The following is a 16,002-nucleotide window of genomic DNA, read 5'->3' on the forward strand; positions in this document are numbered from 1 at the left end:
ATCCCTTGCTCATCAGGCCGTTAGGTGATATGATACGCGTGCTATCCAATCTCATTATAGATTTTTATAATTAGGCGGTGAACTGAATGAATAGAATAGATATACGGAAAAAGAAAAAAAAGAAAAGAATCGGCATTGTACTCGGTATTATCTTAGTCTTGCTCGGATTAGGAATTTATTACTGGTTTGATCAATATAATCAAGGTAAATCACTATCAGAAGATGGTTCATTGAAGGAGCAAAATGAGGATTTCGGTATTTTTGACGGACCTGAACCAAAATTCGGCGAAATCAATATTATGTTGCTTGGATCCGATGCACGGAAAGATGAAGACGGCCGTTCGGACACATTAATGATTGCTAATTATAATCAAGAAACCGAAAAGGTCAAACTAATATCAATCATGCGTGACACATATGTCGAGATTCCCGGATATGGGATGCAAAAAATGAATTCTGCATATAGTCTTGGTGGGCCCGAGCTTGTACGCCAGACAATTAAGGAAAACTTCAATTTGGATGTTCATTACTATGCGATGGTCGATTTCAATGGGTTTCCTAAAATTGTAGATATTATTGCTCCAGATGGGATTGAAGTCGACATTCCTTATACGATGTCGCACGGTATTTACATGACTCTCCATCCCGGAGTCCAAAGACTGCACGGTGATGAGCTGTTAGGTTATGTCCGTTTCCGCCACGATAGCAAAAACGACTTCGGTCGGGTCGCACGCCAGCAAGAAGTGCTTTCCAAATTGAAGGATGAAGCGGTAAGTGTACACAGCTTAATGAATTTACCGAAGCTATTAGGCGCTGCCGACGCCTATATCGATACAAATCTAGATAAGATGACAATGCTTTCCATAGGAAAAGGAATTTTGGACAATAAGTCTGAAAAAATCGATACACTAAGGATTCCGGTGGACAACTCTTACAAAGACAGTGACGTCAGAGCTGGTAGAGTGTTAGAAATTGATTTTGAAAAAAACATTGAGGAATTAAATAAATTTCTGGAAGGCACGACAGAAATAGTCGATACAAATGAAGATGGAACAAAATGAAAACAAGGTATCCCGCTTTGAAGGGATACCTTGTTTTATGTTGTGGGACGTTCCGGGAGATCGCCTTCCCGCCTGAAAAAGCCAAAAATCCCAACCGTTTGGACAATATTTGTGAATGCTTGTGGATCTACTTCATTAATGATCTTTTCCAGGTCATACAATTCATACCTTGTAATTACCAAATAGAGCATGCTTTTTTCTTCATTCGAATAGGCACCTTTCGCTGGAACAATCGTAATGCCTCGAACCATCTTTTGATGAATTGCTTTTTGAAGCTCTTCGGCCTTAAGTGTAATAATCATAGCAGTCACTTTTTCGTGTCGAGTATGAATCATGTCGATGACTGATGTCGTGACATAAAGCGCAACCATCGTATAAAGTGCATTCTCTGGCTCATATAATACTCCTGCTAGAACAATGATAACACCATTCAACAGCAAGAAATAAGTTCCGATCGGTTTATCCTGCAAACGCGACAATACCATAGCTACAATATCCATACCGCCTGTTGATGCACCGAGCTTTAACGATAGACCGATGCCGACACCTGCAATCACCCCTCCGAAAACCGCATTCAGGATAATGTCATTTGACAGGGAAAGAACCGGCAAGACTTCAAGGAAAATTGTAGCGAACACAACCGATATAATGCTGTAAATCGTAAATCCCCTGCCAACCTTGAACCATCCTAAAATGATAACCGGTATATTGAAGAGGAACAAAAGGATACCGGTGCTGACCGAAATGCCCAATTGATCATCCAAGATGCTCGAGACGAGCTGGGCAGCCCCTGAAAAGCCACTTGCATAGACATTGGCATTGATCAGGAAAAAGTTCAAGGAAACTGCCACCAATAACGAACCGAATATGACGACTATAATTCGTTTTGCTTCAATAAAAAACATAAGTACCTCCTCATACAGATCACAATAGCTATTTGATTATACTTCATTGACCTCAAAATTTCCTCCATGGACCATTATAAAAACACCAGCGGGGCTGGTGTTTATGAGCTGATCATCTGTTTTTTATATTCCGTATAGAAGAAAGAAGTAATTCCAAATAAAAAGATGAGTGAAATGAGTCCAATCAATGCCCCTTCCAGATCAAATCCTTTGAAAATCGATATTGCTGAAATGCTCAAAACAGAACCTGCCAACATTGCCAATATGATAATGCGAAGCATGAACTTCATCCCCTCTATCTTTACAATGATTGAGAAGTATTCTCAAATACATCTTACTTCAAATGATAAAATTTATCAATTATAAATGAGTTCCAAAATTTATACGAATTGTCTTGTATTTCGCATAACGAAGTATATAATTCAGATTAGCAGGTTGTTCAAAAGAATAGAAATGTGGAGAGATTATGCGTACATATAATGAGAAGATAAGTATTTATCACGGAATGGCTTCGACCATTGCATTAAATTTTTCAAACAACTTCTTTCCGATTTTCGCGATTACGATGTTAAGCGCGACCAATTACCAAGTCGGCCTGATCAGTTCATTACCGCCACTCATGGCATTGCTTATGACGATTCCAGCTGCGATATTGTTGAATCAGTCGCAAACACAGAAAAAGCTTGTGGCATTGTCAGTCTTACTTGCGCGACTCATGTTCCTGCTAATCATCAGTATTGTATATTTGCCATCCCCATCGACTCATGCATGGATTTTTTTAGTCGTCATCGCGATAATGAGTTTGCCAAATACGGTTGCAAATATTGGATGGCAGACATTCATTAGCGGACTTGTAGAGGAATCAAGGCGCGGTGCATTTTTCAGTGATCGAAACAGATTATTGACGATAGTAGGATTAATTTCCACGTTAGTCATAGGATTTTTAATGAAAGATGCTTCCTCTAGCGTGGCAGCCTATCAATTATTGTTTGGATTCGCTTTTTGTTTTGGTATGGTCGAAGTGTTCTTGTTGATGAAGCATGAAGAAGAACCGATAAAAAATGATGAATTGCTAATTAAGAAGAAAACGATGGATTGGTCAATTTTCAAATATAAAAATTATGTGTCCTTCCTGATTGCGGCCCTTTTCTTCAATTTTGCTTGGCAGATGGCTTGGGGGATTTTCAATATCTATCATGTCCGATTCGTCGGAGTAACCATATTCTGGGTCAGTATGTTCGCTGTCGGGAGCATGTTGGCGCAATTCCTGTCCTTCCCTCTTTGGAAGAGATGGGCGGAAAAAAAGTCGAATACACTAGTTTTTGTGTGGGCTGCTGTCGGAATGGCCACGACTCCGTTTTTAACAGTCCTCTCGACAAATATCTATTATATCGCACTAGTTCAGACATCTTCAGGATTCTTCTTGGCGGGTATCGTTTTATTATTATTCAATTTGTTGTTGGAACAGTCCCCTGATCATGTCAGGACATATTGCATCACAACCTATAATGTTCTATTGTCGATCGTCGCATTTGCAGCTCCACAAATCGGCATTTGGCTGTTGGAACAATGGGGCGTTGAAATGGCTATGTATATTAATTCTGCACTGCGGTTGTTAAGCGCTGGATTGTTTTTTATTGTATATGTCAGATTTACTAGAAAGCCAAAAGGAATTATTTAGCTTTATAACTAATGAAAAGAGCCCTTTACCCCGGCTCTTCTCATTAGTAGATTACATTACTTTGAACGCAGTTCCGGCGATTGGCAGCCATAGGAATATGCAAGGCAGAGGAAACCGTGCTTTTCCAATATCGGTCGGCTCATCGGACTTGCGTCAACTGTCAGGAATCGATACCCCTTTTCGACGGCTTTCATAGCCCTGATTGATAAGAGAGACGTATAATAGCCTTTGCCACGATATTCAGGTAAAGTTGACCCGCCCCATAGGCTTGCGAATGAAGAATTCTTTTCAAAGTAGATCCACGCCGCACTGACTAGCTGATCTTTGTCATATATCCCATACAGATAAAGAGAATCCGGGTCATTTTGCTTGTCTCTCCATAACCGGTCCCCTAGCTCCGCATGCGATTCTTCCCAAATGATATCTATCAAAGATATCATCTCTCTAATTCCTTTCTCATCAATTATTTCCTTTGTCATTGCATGCTCATCCACGCGAAGTGCAGGTTGTATGGCGTCAATGTCCATAACCATAAGAGCTTCCCGCGGTTCAATCGCAAAGTCCTGCTGTTCAAGCAGATTCTTTAATTGATCCGGCTTGTCGTAGCTATATACTTTCCATTCGAACCCTACACCAAGTCGGCTGAAGTAGTTCAGTTCTTCCTGAATAATCGTGCTTGCATTCTCCTCATTCACATCAGAATGAATGATAAAACCTCTTTCACCGTGCATGGAAACATGTCTGACAACATGTTCTGTTTCCTCACGCCGATAACCGGGTGAATGCAAACCTCTTCGAAGCTCTGTATCGTATAGCGATAATAAATCCTGTTTATCCAAAACGCCACCACCCATCCATATTAATTTACCTTCTGTCCATACTTTACCATTTGAATGTTCATTATGGAAAGTGCTCAAGCATGGTATATAATAAATACAGTAGAAAGGGGTTATGTACATGGCAGAACATCATTTTCATCTGAAAGCGAACTGGCCAGGTCTGCGTAATGATATCGGGAATATCGAGACGCTAAACTTGAAGACTGAAGTATCCATTCCAATTGAAATGAATGGACCCGGAATCGGGACGAATCCGGATGAAATGCTGCTCGGCGCAGCTGCGACATGCTATATCATCACGCTCGCCGCGATGCTAGAACGAAGCGGAGTGGAAAAGGAACGTTTAGCGATGGAATCAATCGGAGTAGTGGATTACACTAACGGAATCGTTACGTATAAAAAGATAATACATAAGCCTGAAATCATTTTGGCTGAAGGTATGGCTGATAAGCAAAGTATTGTAGAAAGACTAGTTTTGAAAGCGGAAGCTTCATGCATGATCAGCAGGGCTTTACAAGGAAATGTTGAAGTGACAGTGGAATCGATCATTAACTAACAAAAAATCTCTTGTCCGAATTAACCGGCAAGAGACTTTTTGTTATTCATTACATCCTTCCAACAGCTTCATTTATTCTGCTTCAAATTAACGTGATCAGTAGTCCCATCATTCTTCATGATAAATTGAAGTTCAAAACCCTCAACTTTATAGATATAATTTGTTTCATTTGTTGATGTAATTTCTCTTTTTTCAACGGGCTCTCCTAGTAGATCTATCAAATCCTTCGTCCTAATTCCACCAAGATTCGTCTGGCGTTCTACATTTGTTCCGAAATAACGTGCTTCTGTAAGGATTCCTTTTTCGTCATATGCTAAATCGAAGGACGGATTTCCCATTGAACCGTGGTATTGATCGAACGTATCCTTTTCCTCCGGTTCTCCGATTAATTCAATGACTTCTTGACGAGTTGTTACTCCAATATAAATACCATTTGATAATCGATAAACCTGACCGGTTTTAGCATCTTCAACTATTCCGGCTAACGTATCGATCGCCATTTCTTTTTGCAGCTCCTCATCGGTTGTAGTTTCACTCTCACTCAGTTTATCTTCTTCAATGATTTCATCCGAATCATCAATTGATTTTTCTACATTCTCGATTGGCGTTTCAATATCTTTTTCAACTTCATCTGCATTCTTTATTGTTGTGCATGCGGTCAGTAAACCAATGAGAAGAAGAGGTAGCAGGAAATTTAGAATTTTACCCATAGTTATCACCTTCAATATAAAAATTGAACACGTACTTCTTTCCCCTCTTTTTCTCTTCACAAAACTTCACACAATAACAAGAACATGTTTATTCCCTTTCAAATTACCTTAAATGCTTTACTAGGAACCCGCCGTTGAACGTCGTCGGTTCGTAGGAGATGATGAACGCTTTCGGTGTAATGTCCAAGATGGTGTTTCGAAGCTTCTGTTCATCTTTTCGCTTGGCAAGAACTTTCATGACAAGGCGTTTGCCGTCCTTACCATCCGCAAACCAAGACGTTACACCATAGTTTTTCTCCCGTAATTGCCTGCAAATATCCATGTCTGTGTCATTGACGACGACTTCGAAAACCGTATAGCCGAGCGCCAGCTTTTTCTCAATTCGGCTTCCTACGTATACACCGAGACCCCAACCGAAACAGTACGCTGCAATATTGATAGGCTTATCAAGGTTGTCAAGCACCAATGTCAACCCCATTAAATAGATGAACACCTCTGCCATTGAAACGACAGATGCGATGACACGAAGGCCTTTGAACGTAAATAGGACGCGCAATGTGAATAACGACACATACGCCAAGTTGATGGTGATGATGGTAAGAATCATGGATAGCATACACGTTTCCCCTATTATATATTTTTGATGGCGCACAAAAAACATAGGGTGGAAAGAGACTAGGTACAGTCACTTTCCAGACCTATGAATATTTTATACAAACTTCCTTGGGATTGAAGTTTCCCATGTTCGATTGAAGACTTCTTCTTCCCCTTCATATGCAATTAAACGGTTCATCAAATAGAAGTTCTGATCATCCGCTGTCATCGTACTCGTCGTTTCTAGACTCGTCTGCCATTCATCCCTACCAACCGACAATGTCCAATCACATTGTACTTTCGCAGTCAACGGCTCCCCTTCTTTGACTGTGTACATATTGTGATTTGTACTTCCGTATTCAATCCCATTGACATGCAGTTTTCTCGCTCCTTCATCCGAGAAATCATCGAGCGTCCATACATTTGATACAACGTCATGGGAAATGATGCGGGTCCTTTCGGCTTCACGCAATATATCCTTTTCCAACACTGCAGCTGTTTCCGGTTGTTGGAATGGCTTAAGCTCTAGATCAATCGTCTTTGGTTCCCTGACAGGTAATGACAGGAATGTCTTCTCTGATGGATAGACTGTCAACGTCGCTTCTTCGGGAGATGGCCAAGCATGCGGCCAATACGTAGGCGATATCGCCAATTGCCAACGATGCCCTTTTTCCAGCTTATGGCCGATCGCATTCATGTCAACCGTAATGCAATATTTTTCTCCAGGTACTAGATGTTCAGGAAACTCATGGCTGTTCCGATGCGTAAGGTTCAGTAGTCCCCATGTCACACGTGTGGATGAACCATCGGGTGCTACATCATTCAACCGAACTGAGAGTAAAGCATTTGGTTTGTCGGAAGAAAGTTCAACAGTGAATGACGGGTGCCCTAAAATATGGACAGGCTCTTCTACCGGAACTGAGTCGAATACGACGGCATAGCCATTTTCATTCCTTTGATCGCCAGGCAAGTCGCCCGGTTGACCAAACGGACAGAATACGCCTGCATGGAGACCGTGCTGCTGGACGCTTCCGACTTTAATTTCTTTTTCATCAGCTATATCTGTTTTCAATTTCGGGTGGTCCAAATAGTAACGTTTATTCATGGGATTTGCAGGCGGCCATTGCTCTTCCGCCACCCAGTGGCCCGGTCGCACAAAGTAATCAGTTTGAGGCGGGACACTGTCTTGAATCCATGCTCTTAGCATCGGTTCCTCCATGATGCCGGTATCGACCCCTTTCAACCAGTGGTCCCACCATCTTAGGCACTCTTGAAGGAAGCCTATTTGTGGTCCAGGAACTGCCATTTCGGGGTATTCATGTGCCCATGGGCCGATTAATCCTTTACGGGGGCCTTTCAACCCTTCCAATAGACGCGGAATGGCATTCGTATAGCCATCCGCCCATCCACCAACTGCATATACAGGAATATCAATGTCATCGTAGTTTTCACAAACTGAACCATGTTTCCAATACTCGTCTCGATGTTGGTGTCTAACCCACTCTTCAACAAAAGGAGGCGTTTTCTCCATCCGTTCCAGCCAATTGTCACGCCATGCATCCCCCACTACAGCCGGATCTGCAGGACGCGCATTATAGGCAAGCATCGTGGAGGCCCACCAAAGCATATCCGAAGCAAGCATCGCACCCCCTTTGTAATGAACGTCATCTGCATAACGATCGTCCGTTGAACAAAGTGTGATAATCGCTTTTAAAGATGGATGTCTTCTTGCTGCCACTTGCAGACCATTGAAACCACCCCATGATTTTCCTATCATACCGATGCCGCCAGTAAACCATGGCTGTTCGGAAATCCAAGAGAGCACTTCCAATGCGTCATCCTGCTCCTGCTTCAAATATTCATCGTACATAATCCCATCGGAATCGCCCGATCCCCGTAAATCGACACGTATGCTTGCATAGCCATGACCTGCAAAATACGGATGTCGCAATGAATCTCTTAAAGCTGTAAAGTCATCTTTTCGATACGGTATATACTCAAGGATTGCAGGGACCGGATTGTTCACAGCATCTTCCGGAAGCCAAATCTTCGCGGAAAGCCGGGTACCATCCGACATCGGAATCCATATATTATTCACTTCTTTAACTTTTCTCGGAAAATCAGTTTGAACGACTCGATTCGTTTCACGTACGTTGAAAACCATTATAAAAACCTCCTAAATGATCAACTGTATTATGCTTTTGGAAAGTCCTGCTTCAGCCATCTTAAGAGAGAGACGACAAGTAGAAGATAAAAGATATAAATCGGCACCGATACGACAACTGCAGACGTTTGGATGACACGTAGTCCGCCGATTAGCAACAGCGAGATAGATATCGTTGCCAAAATTGCTCCCCATATCATCCGATGCCATCTTGCAGGCTCTTGCCCTTCCCCTAATTCCTTCGTTGCAGTGGCCGAGAGGATATACGTTGCCGAGTCCATTGACGTTGAAAGGAAAATAACAGCCAGTAGGACGAAGAACGGCAATACAACAGAACTTAATGGCAATGATTTCAATATGGCAACGATGGAAGCTGGCCCTCCGCTTTCCGCTAAAATATCCTTGACCGGAAGGAGATCTTGCAATTGCAAGTTCATCGTATAACCGCCGAAAACCATAAAGTAAATCCAACCACCGATAGAACCCCATAGCAGCATATGGGTGATTAATTGACGGATCGTTCTACCTTTCGAAATTCTAGCGACGAATAGACCCATGAATGGAGCTGTCGCTGCGAACCAAGCCCAATAGAAGACTGTCCAGCCTTGCGGAAAGCCGCCTTGACTGATGGGATCTGTATAAAAACTCATCATGGCGAAATTCTGAATCATCATTCCAAAGCTATTCGTGAAGTATGTCAAAATGAATAACGTCGGTCCAGCGATGAAAACGAAAATGGCAAGAGCCAATGCCAGGTATACATTAATGTCGCTCAATCTTCGGATACCTTTATGGATACCTAAATATGCGCTCGCCGAGTAAATAATTGTAATACAAATAACAATAATGGCATCGAGTGTAAGAGTCTGTTCAATGCCTAAAATATCTCCTACAACTGCAGACACCATTGGAACTCCTAATCCAAGCGATGTCCCTAAACCTCCAACCAAACTCCAAATGACAAGAATATCAATCAACTTGCCTAACCAGCCATCTGCATATTTACCGAGGGCACCACTGAGGGCGACACTCATTTTCAAAGATGGGCGTTTTTTGATGAAATAAGAATAAGCAATGACTACTGTCGGAAACGCATAGAGTGACCATGCAGAAACGCCCCAATGAAACAGGCCGTACGTCAAAGCCCATTCGGCAGCCTCTTTACTTTCCCCTTCAATACCGAACGGGGGGCCAGTAAAATAGAAAATCGGTTCAAGCATTGACCAATACATGATGCTAGTCCCCATGCCTGCCGTGAAAAGCATTGTCCCCCAGCTAAACGTTGAAAACTCTGGCTTGCCTTCGCCTAATGAAATCTTTCCATAGCGGCTGAATGCCAACCAGATCAAAAGGATAAACAAACCGATTGTCAAGAACTGAAAAGCCCAATCCATTTTATACGTGATAGCAGTCATCATATCGTCTAAATACGGCTCCGCAGTTGAACGATTGACAACTAGCAAAATAGTTGCCGCTATAATGACTGCTATTGATGCCCAAAAGATAAATGGATCAATTCGTACTTTATTCATTTTCCCCACCCCTATTTATTTTCTCTTACAAGATTGTGACGCCATTCCTCCTTTTGACAGCGCTTTCAGCGATACGATTGAAATGAAACACATTGCTTGGTTGATAGTAATCCAGAAGATTGGATTGAAACTAGAATCGTAATCAGATAAAATATACTAATCATGATTATTTACTAATATTGATTATTCTACCACAAGGGAAATGATAGAACAATGTACTATTGTGATTTACTATTATGCAAATAATGTATAATTAAAATATGTTGCTGCCGGAAAAATAATTTTGTGGGAAGGAGTGATAAGTTTGAGCAATAAAAAAATCCAAATGAGCCGTATGTGGAAATATTTTATCGATGCGACTGTGGAAATAATAAATGAGGACGGCATCGACCAGGTGACAATCAGGAAAGTTGCTGATCGTGCGGGGTACAATAGTGCGACGATCTACAATTATTTTGGAGAAGTTTCACATCTGATTTTCTTTGCATCGATGAAATTGCTGAAAGAGTATACTGAGGAAGTCACTGTTATTATGGAGAAAGGCCAAACGTATTTGGAGAAATATATGCTCGCATGGGAATGCTTCTGTAGACACTCATTCCAGAAGCCCGCCATTTTCCATGCAGTTTTCATTATGGATCTTGGTGACCATCCGGAAAAAATGATTGAACGATACTATGAGATATACCCTTCTGAGTTGATCAATATCCCGGAAGAATTGAAACCGATTTTGTTTGAACGGAGTATGACGAAACGCGGCAAATCGCTTTTGCAACTAGCTGCAAAAGAAGGGCTTGTCGATGAACTCCAAGTGGATTCCCTTAATGAAATGACTAATCTTTTATGGCAAGGCATGATGACAAATATATTGAATAATCGAATGGATCATAGTTTGGAAGAAGCGGAACTAAAAACGCTGAAATATATTAGTCAAATGGTGGACAATGCTTTGATGAGGGAGATTCATAAATAAAAACCGATGGATCAATCCATCGGTTTTTCAGGTTATACATTTTGCCACTTCTGAATGAAAAAAGAGGCTGTGCTTTGCAATTTAGGATAGCGCTTGGACTTTTTCAATGCAAAATACAATGTCTTCATGAATTGAAGTATGTTTGTACGAGCATGATAAAACGTTTGGGAATATCCTTCTTCCGGTATCTCCCTATCCAACTTATCAAAGACTTGCTCGATCCACTCTACCACAATATCTTCTGGATACTCTGTGTTCGCCAAGGATAAGATAATAGCTACTAAACGTTCATCCTCATCATCGACATAGACGCCACCTTTCCAAAAGCAAGCAGATACACCTTCCAAAATAACTGGAATCAATCTCTTCTCCACTTCAGGATGACTTGCGATAACTGCCGCCAGGTCCGCACCATGGGCAATGCTATGCGCCCATCCTTTTCCTTCTACAAATCCACGCGTATCTTGTTCTAGCGAGAGATAAGATGCACTTGCCTCCATCGCTTTACGTCGTAATTCCTGATCCATAAAAGGATGTTCTTGATCCAACCAAAATAATCCAGTGAGCCAAAGCGTTGAGAATGAACGGATAAACACATCATCCGAATCCTTTTCACCAATCGATGCGAATAAATATTGATCCGTAAGTAGCTCCTTGCAAGCACCGATTAATTGAATGATATTCAAGTGTTGCCCTGTAAGTAATTTAACGAGCAATCTGTAGATTGTTTCATCGCGCAGCTCGCCATCCGACGATCCAAGATTTTCCAGCATGAACTGAAAAAGCTCTTCACCATGCAATTTCATATGGTTTTGACACTGCATATCATCCATTTCAAGTACCATTTTCATCTGCTGTTTCATGACGGACCTCTTTTCCATGGTTTCATTCATTAAATTCAGACTCAAGCCGTTTCTTGAATTCTTCTGCAGCACTATACCCTTGCTGCTGTAAATACCAGTTATTCGCTGCCGCCTCGATCAAGCCGGCTACATCTCTTCCCGGCTGCAATTGAATTTGGATATGCGGAATAGGAACATCCATATATGACTTGAATTTCGTATCGAGTTCAAGTTCATTATTCAATGCATTATCCTTCCATTCGGTCAATTCAATATCGAGCGCAATCCGGCTCTCTTCCTGAAATGCCGCCCGTCCATAAAGTCTTACTACATTTAGCAGGCCGATGCTACGCAACGCGAGGAATTCCCTATTCTTTTCGTCATGGGTTCCAAGAAGCGTTTGCGGGCTAAGTTTTTTAAGTACGACGATATCGTCTGCAATCAATCTATGCCCCCGGCCGATCAACGTATGTGCCGTTTCACTCTTCCCCACCCCTGACTTGCCGCGAAGAAGGATTCCGATCCCGGCTACATTTACGCACACCCCATGGACCGCAATTTCAGGAGCCATTTCTTTCGTGACGTATGCATCCAGCTTCGCGCTCATTTCACTCGTCGAATCTGGCGTCCGCAAGACGGGTATATGTTCTTCAGTGCAATATTGCCGTAATCCAAGCGGCTCTGCCTGATTGGATGTAATGATGATGCAAGGTGGATCGTATTGGACAATATTTGCAATGCGAAGCTTGCATTCGTCATCTGACAGCGTATGTAAATAGTTGATTTCATTCTTCCCAAGGATTTGGACATGCTCTGTTGCAATAAAGTCGAATTTATCCATGAATTCCAAGCCTGGTCTTCTGACTTTCGTCTTTTTCAAGGTTTTATCCAACATATGATGTCCAACAAGAACTTCCAATGAGAATCGCTTTACGATATGTTCGATGGTAACAGTTTTCATATCCAAGCTCACCTCCTGTTTCGAATCGGTTTGGTCAACAGTATCATTTCGATTTAGTATAACATGTTGGACTGCTTATGCATTCATGAAACGATATTTCAATACTTTCATCATCATTTTTTATATTCGGGAAAGAATATGGTTGAAAGGAGATGAGTGGATGGGACGCAATAATCGTATTTTAGTTCCTGAGGCACGGAAACAATTGAATCAACTGAAAGTGGATGTCATGAAAGCAAAAGGATTTACAGTCGATGACGAACGGCCTGACGCGGTGAAATTCGAAATTGCGAAGGAGTTAGGCATCCCCCTTTCGGAAGAGTACAATGGCAAACTGACATCAGAACAAGCAGGGAAAATCGGTGGACCGATTGGTGGAAATATGGTGAAAGAAATGGTCCGATTAGCACAAGAGCAATTGATAAATGAAAAAAGTTGAAGGCAAAAAAATAAAAAACATAAAAAAAGATGTTTATCCTATAAAGGAGAGGGGTATTTGTAGATTACAAGGCAGAACGAAAGTGGAAGAAATTGAATGATGGTCGATTCCACGAAGATTTGCACAGCCTTGGCGGAAAATTTGCTTTACTGGCAAGTGTTCACTCGTCCGGAGAAAAAGGATATTGCTCCGGCCACTTTAGTACGGTAATAGGTAGGTTTTTTGTGGAAGTGCAACTTGAAGCTGACACCCCATACAGCCGATCACAATAAGGGCTAAATTTTGTAAAGTTAGGGGTCAGTACCATCAAACTGCACTGACGGGCGTTTATAGTTTGTCAGGAAGAACAGTTTGAAGCAGGTGAACAAACAATCAAATTTTCCGGTGCGGAAAGAAGAGCATGGTCCTATTTGGGGATCATGCTCTTTCCATTTGTACATATATGTAACATTATCCATCTATGACCCGTCTATTTCGTAAAGGAGATGACAATATGAGGAAACTTCTGGTGCTTTTATGCGGCATATTCATCATAGCAGGTTGTTCGAATGGGCAGTTTTTGCAAGGTTTTGGGCAGTCACGACTAACACAGTCGGTAATTGATTGGGTCGATATCATTCAATGGAATGATTCTGATTATGTAAATAATTATGAAGTGAATCAGTTAAAAGAAGAGTGGCCTGTAGGTACCGAACTAGGAGAAGTGACTTTTAAGATGGACGGTCATGCAGGTGCCAATTACCAATTGAAAAACGGAGATGCTGCCTACTTGGATGTAGGAACAAAACTTTATGAAATGGAAGGCTATGATCCGGCATTCAGAATAGTGGCCGATGGAAAAGTCTACGAGGTTTCTCATCCGGAAAATGCTGAAACTATTGGTGACTTTTTGGATATTGACGGCAAAGTCGAAAGGATTGTCCTCCAAAGCACATATGACCTATCGATTGTCGGTGAATTCTCGCAGGAGCGGATAGATGAATTTGTTGATGAGCTACTTGCCCTGCCCTATGATCCGGCGGTATTTGACGAGAGGGGCTCGGGGCCGAGGGTATTTTTCGGAATGGAACTGGAAGACGGAACAATGACAAGAACCGTTTATTATCCGGAAAGTAGAGTTATCAATTATGGTGCAGTTGTCTCGGATCGATTAGCGGAAATATTGGAACAAGAGACTGCGGATTACGATTATTAACGGTTAAAGAGCCGTCCATGAAGTCGTCTGGACAGCTCTATTTCTCTAAAAAAGACGTAGCGCATTCAAAGCTAGTCGTCTTACGGGAGAACGAGAACTTATTAGCGAGGAATGAGAAGTCTAAGTGCGTGAACAAGAACTTATCGTCGATGGACGAGTAGTCTAAAAGTGTAAACGAGAACTCATCATCTATGAATGAGAACTCCGAGCGTGTAAATGGGAACATTTGCGCTCGAAGTAAGGCGCCTTCTCGATCCATTCTTTCAGGACACTCCCTTACTATTCAAAGAATCACGCCAGCGAAACTGCCTGTCAATACTTCTTTCCCATTTTGATTCATGCACATGAAAGATGCCTTGATAGATGTCCGATTATTTTCCTGTTTTTCAAAAACATCTATCGTCACATTGCAAATAATCGTATCTCCTGTGAAAACCGGTCGCAAAAACTCGAAATTCATAGTCCGAGCAAGCACATTTTGTTCTCCTCCGATCTTAGTCGGTAATGTGGCAGTCAACAAACCTTGAATGACTAGCCTCCCTTGTTCGTCCGGCGTTACATGGTGGGTTCCTTCATCCCAAGATACTTTCGTAAATAATTCCACATCTTCTTCAGTGAAAGTCCGTTCGAATGAAATGACATCTCCTACTTTTAAGTTCATACTTAATCCCCTTATTTCTTTATGAAATACTTGCGACCCACTTTTTCAACTAGGCCTGGTGCAATCCCGTACAGTTTGCTTGTGAGCCCCATAATGCCCGGCAGATTGATTTCGCGAACAGGTTTTTCGATCGTTTGAACGATCGCATCTGCAACAGTGCCGACTTGCAACAGCTGCTTGCCGAGCGAAGAACGATAGTTTCCCGTTCTGTCCGCCCCGTCTATGAATGGCGTGTCAATCGGACCTGGATGAACTATGGAAACATGAATGCCGAAAGGGGCGACTTCCATGCGCAGCGCGTTCGTATAACCGATTAATGCATGCTTTGATGCTGCATATACCGAAGCTTTTGGTGTTGCTACTTTTCCTGCTTGAGAACCAATGTAAATGAGATGCCCTTTCCGTTGTTCCAACATTTGTGGAAGGACGTGTTTCGTCAGTTCAACCGGTGCAATGAAATTTGTATCTATCATTGATCGGATCGCGTTCTCGGAAAGTAGATGTGCAGCTTCAAAATACCCCACTCCAGCTGAAAAAATAACGATATCCAAGGAGCCCGTCTGCTCCAATAGATTTTCCGTCTCGTCCTTATTCGTAATATCCGCTGGAATGGCAACAGCCCCTTCATTTTGCAATTCCCAAAGTTTGTCTGGTGCTCTTCCTGTTGCATAAACCATGTACCGGTCGGTATTGGATAATAGTCGCATCGCCGTTGCATAGCCGACACCACTCGTTGCCCCTGTCACTAAAACTGTCTTACGATTGTTCATAATTCAAAATTCCACCTTCTCCAACCGTTTCTCGTACAAGTCCTTTTGATACTAAATAATCCGTTTGTCCGATTGTCTCAGAAAGTGTCAGACCAAGTTCTTTTTCATAGGCGGTTGGG

General features: G+C 42.0%; 17 protein-coding genes. 6 read left to right on the forward strand and 11 right to left on the reverse strand.

What is annotated here, in order from left to right; genetic code table 11:
* Positions 1 to 86 precede the first annotated feature (86 nt).
* Complete coding sequence (locus AWV70_RS09325; RefSeq protein ID WP_060206433.1) at positions 87 to 1,061, forward strand: LCP family protein; 975 nt, start codon at positions 87 to 89, stop codon at positions 1,059 to 1,061.
* Positions 1,062 to 1,096: 35 nt separating this feature from the next.
* On the opposite strand, the gene AWV70_RS09330 is transcribed toward AWV70_RS09325, so the two are convergent.
* Both AWV70_RS09330 and AWV70_RS09335 read right to left on the reverse strand, forming a co-directional pair.
* A complete protein-coding gene (locus AWV70_RS09330) occupies positions 1,097 to 1,966 on the reverse strand; it encodes a YitT family protein (protein WP_060206435.1) in 870 nt (289 codons plus the stop codon).
* 101 nt (positions 1,967 to 2,067) lie between these two features.
* The gene (locus AWV70_RS09335) at positions 2,068 to 2,247 is read right to left on the reverse strand and encodes a hypothetical protein (protein WP_060206438.1); all 180 of its coding nucleotides are present in this window, start codon (positions 2,245 to 2,247) and stop codon (positions 2,068 to 2,070) included.
* 185 nt (positions 2,248 to 2,432) lie between these two features.
* Between AWV70_RS09335 and AWV70_RS09340 the strand changes: the two genes are divergently transcribed.
* A complete protein-coding gene (locus tag AWV70_RS09340) occupies positions 2,433 to 3,647 on the forward strand; it encodes an MFS transporter (protein WP_060206440.1) in 1,215 nt (404 codons plus the stop codon).
* Positions 3,648 to 3,703: 56 nt separating this feature from the next.
* Here the strand turns inward: AWV70_RS09340 and AWV70_RS09345 are convergent, their stop codons facing one another.
* Complete coding sequence (locus AWV70_RS09345) at positions 3,704 to 4,486, reverse strand: GNAT family N-acetyltransferase (RefSeq protein WP_060206486.1); 783 nt, start codon at positions 4,484 to 4,486, stop codon at positions 3,704 to 3,706.
* 118 nt (positions 4,487 to 4,604) lie between these two features.
* Here AWV70_RS09345 and AWV70_RS09350 point away from each other — a divergent pair, with 118 nt between their 5' ends.
* Positions 4,605 to 5,042, forward strand: a complete 438-nt coding sequence (locus AWV70_RS09350; protein WP_060206442.1) for an OsmC family protein — start codon at positions 4,605 to 4,607, stop codon at positions 5,040 to 5,042.
* A gap of 68 nt (positions 5,043 to 5,110) precedes the next feature.
* On the opposite strand, the gene AWV70_RS09355 is transcribed toward AWV70_RS09350, so the two are convergent.
* From AWV70_RS09355 to AWV70_RS09370, 4 genes are all read right to left on the reverse strand, one after another.
* On the reverse strand, positions 5,111 to 5,752 hold the full coding sequence (locus AWV70_RS09355) for a DUF4309 domain-containing protein (RefSeq protein WP_060206444.1): 642 nt from the start codon (positions 5,750 to 5,752) through the stop codon (positions 5,111 to 5,113).
* Positions 5,753 to 5,855: 103 nt separating this feature from the next.
* Positions 5,856 to 6,368 carry a DUF2179 domain-containing protein gene (locus AWV70_RS09360; RefSeq protein WP_060206446.1) on the reverse strand — a complete coding sequence of 171 codons (513 nt, stop codon included), beginning with the start codon at positions 6,366 to 6,368 and terminating at the stop codon, positions 5,856 to 5,858.
* Between the two features lie 93 nt (positions 6,369 to 6,461).
* Entirely contained in the window at positions 6,462 to 8,510 is a 2,049-nt protein-coding gene (locus tag AWV70_RS09365; RefSeq protein WP_060206448.1) for a CocE/NonD family hydrolase, read from the reverse strand.
* 29 nt (positions 8,511 to 8,539) lie between these two features.
* On the reverse strand, positions 8,540 to 10,042 hold the full coding sequence (locus tag AWV70_RS09370; RefSeq protein WP_060206450.1) for a BCCT family transporter: 1,503 nt from the start codon (positions 10,040 to 10,042) through the stop codon (positions 8,540 to 8,542).
* A gap of 295 nt (positions 10,043 to 10,337) precedes the next feature.
* Between AWV70_RS09370 and AWV70_RS09375 the strand changes: the two genes are divergently transcribed.
* Complete coding sequence (locus tag AWV70_RS09375; protein ID WP_306464381.1) at positions 10,338 to 11,015, forward strand: TetR/AcrR family transcriptional regulator; 678 nt, start codon at positions 10,338 to 10,340, stop codon at positions 11,013 to 11,015.
* Positions 11,016 to 11,047: 32 nt separating this feature from the next.
* On the opposite strand, the gene AWV70_RS09380 is transcribed toward AWV70_RS09375, so the two are convergent.
* Both AWV70_RS09380 and hprK read right to left on the reverse strand, forming a co-directional pair.
* The gene (locus AWV70_RS09380; protein ID WP_060206451.1) at positions 11,048 to 11,878 is read right to left on the reverse strand and encodes a DUF2785 domain-containing protein; all 831 of its coding nucleotides are present in this window, start codon (positions 11,876 to 11,878) and stop codon (positions 11,048 to 11,050) included.
* 22 nt (positions 11,879 to 11,900) lie between these two features.
* Positions 11,901 to 12,818, reverse strand: coding sequence for an HPr(Ser) kinase/phosphatase (gene hprK, locus AWV70_RS09385; RefSeq protein ID WP_060206453.1), 918 nt, complete (start codon positions 12,816 to 12,818; stop codon positions 11,901 to 11,903).
* A 160-nt stretch (positions 12,819 to 12,978) separates the two neighbouring features.
* On the opposite strand from hprK, the gene AWV70_RS09390 reads away from it, so the two are divergent.
* Both AWV70_RS09390 and AWV70_RS09395 read left to right on the forward strand, forming a co-directional pair.
* Positions 12,979 to 13,257 carry an alpha/beta-type small acid-soluble spore protein gene (locus tag AWV70_RS09390; RefSeq protein ID WP_060206455.1) on the forward strand — a complete coding sequence of 93 codons (279 nt, stop codon included), beginning with the start codon at positions 12,979 to 12,981 and terminating at the stop codon, positions 13,255 to 13,257.
* Between the two features lie 493 nt (positions 13,258 to 13,750).
* The gene (locus tag AWV70_RS09395) at positions 13,751 to 14,452 is read left to right on the forward strand and encodes a hypothetical protein (protein WP_060206457.1); all 702 of its coding nucleotides are present in this window, start codon (positions 13,751 to 13,753) and stop codon (positions 14,450 to 14,452) included.
* Positions 14,453 to 14,735: 283 nt separating this feature from the next.
* Here AWV70_RS09395 and AWV70_RS09400 read toward each other — a convergent pair whose 3' ends face one another.
* Both AWV70_RS09400 and AWV70_RS09405 read right to left on the reverse strand, forming a co-directional pair.
* Positions 14,736 to 15,113 carry an FAS1-like dehydratase domain-containing protein gene (locus AWV70_RS09400; RefSeq protein ID WP_060206459.1) on the reverse strand — a complete coding sequence of 126 codons (378 nt, stop codon included), beginning with the start codon at positions 15,111 to 15,113 and terminating at the stop codon, positions 14,736 to 14,738.
* A gap of 11 nt (positions 15,114 to 15,124) precedes the next feature.
* Entirely contained in the window at positions 15,125 to 15,883 is a 759-nt protein-coding gene (locus AWV70_RS09405; protein ID WP_060206461.1) for an SDR family NAD(P)-dependent oxidoreductase, read from the reverse strand.
* Positions 15,884 to 16,002 lie beyond the last annotated feature (119 nt).

It is taken from the genome of Sporosarcina koreensis, from assembly GCF_001531445.1.
Classification (GTDB): domain Bacteria; phylum Bacillota; class Bacilli; order Bacillales_A; family Planococcaceae; genus Sporosarcina; species Sporosarcina koreensis_C.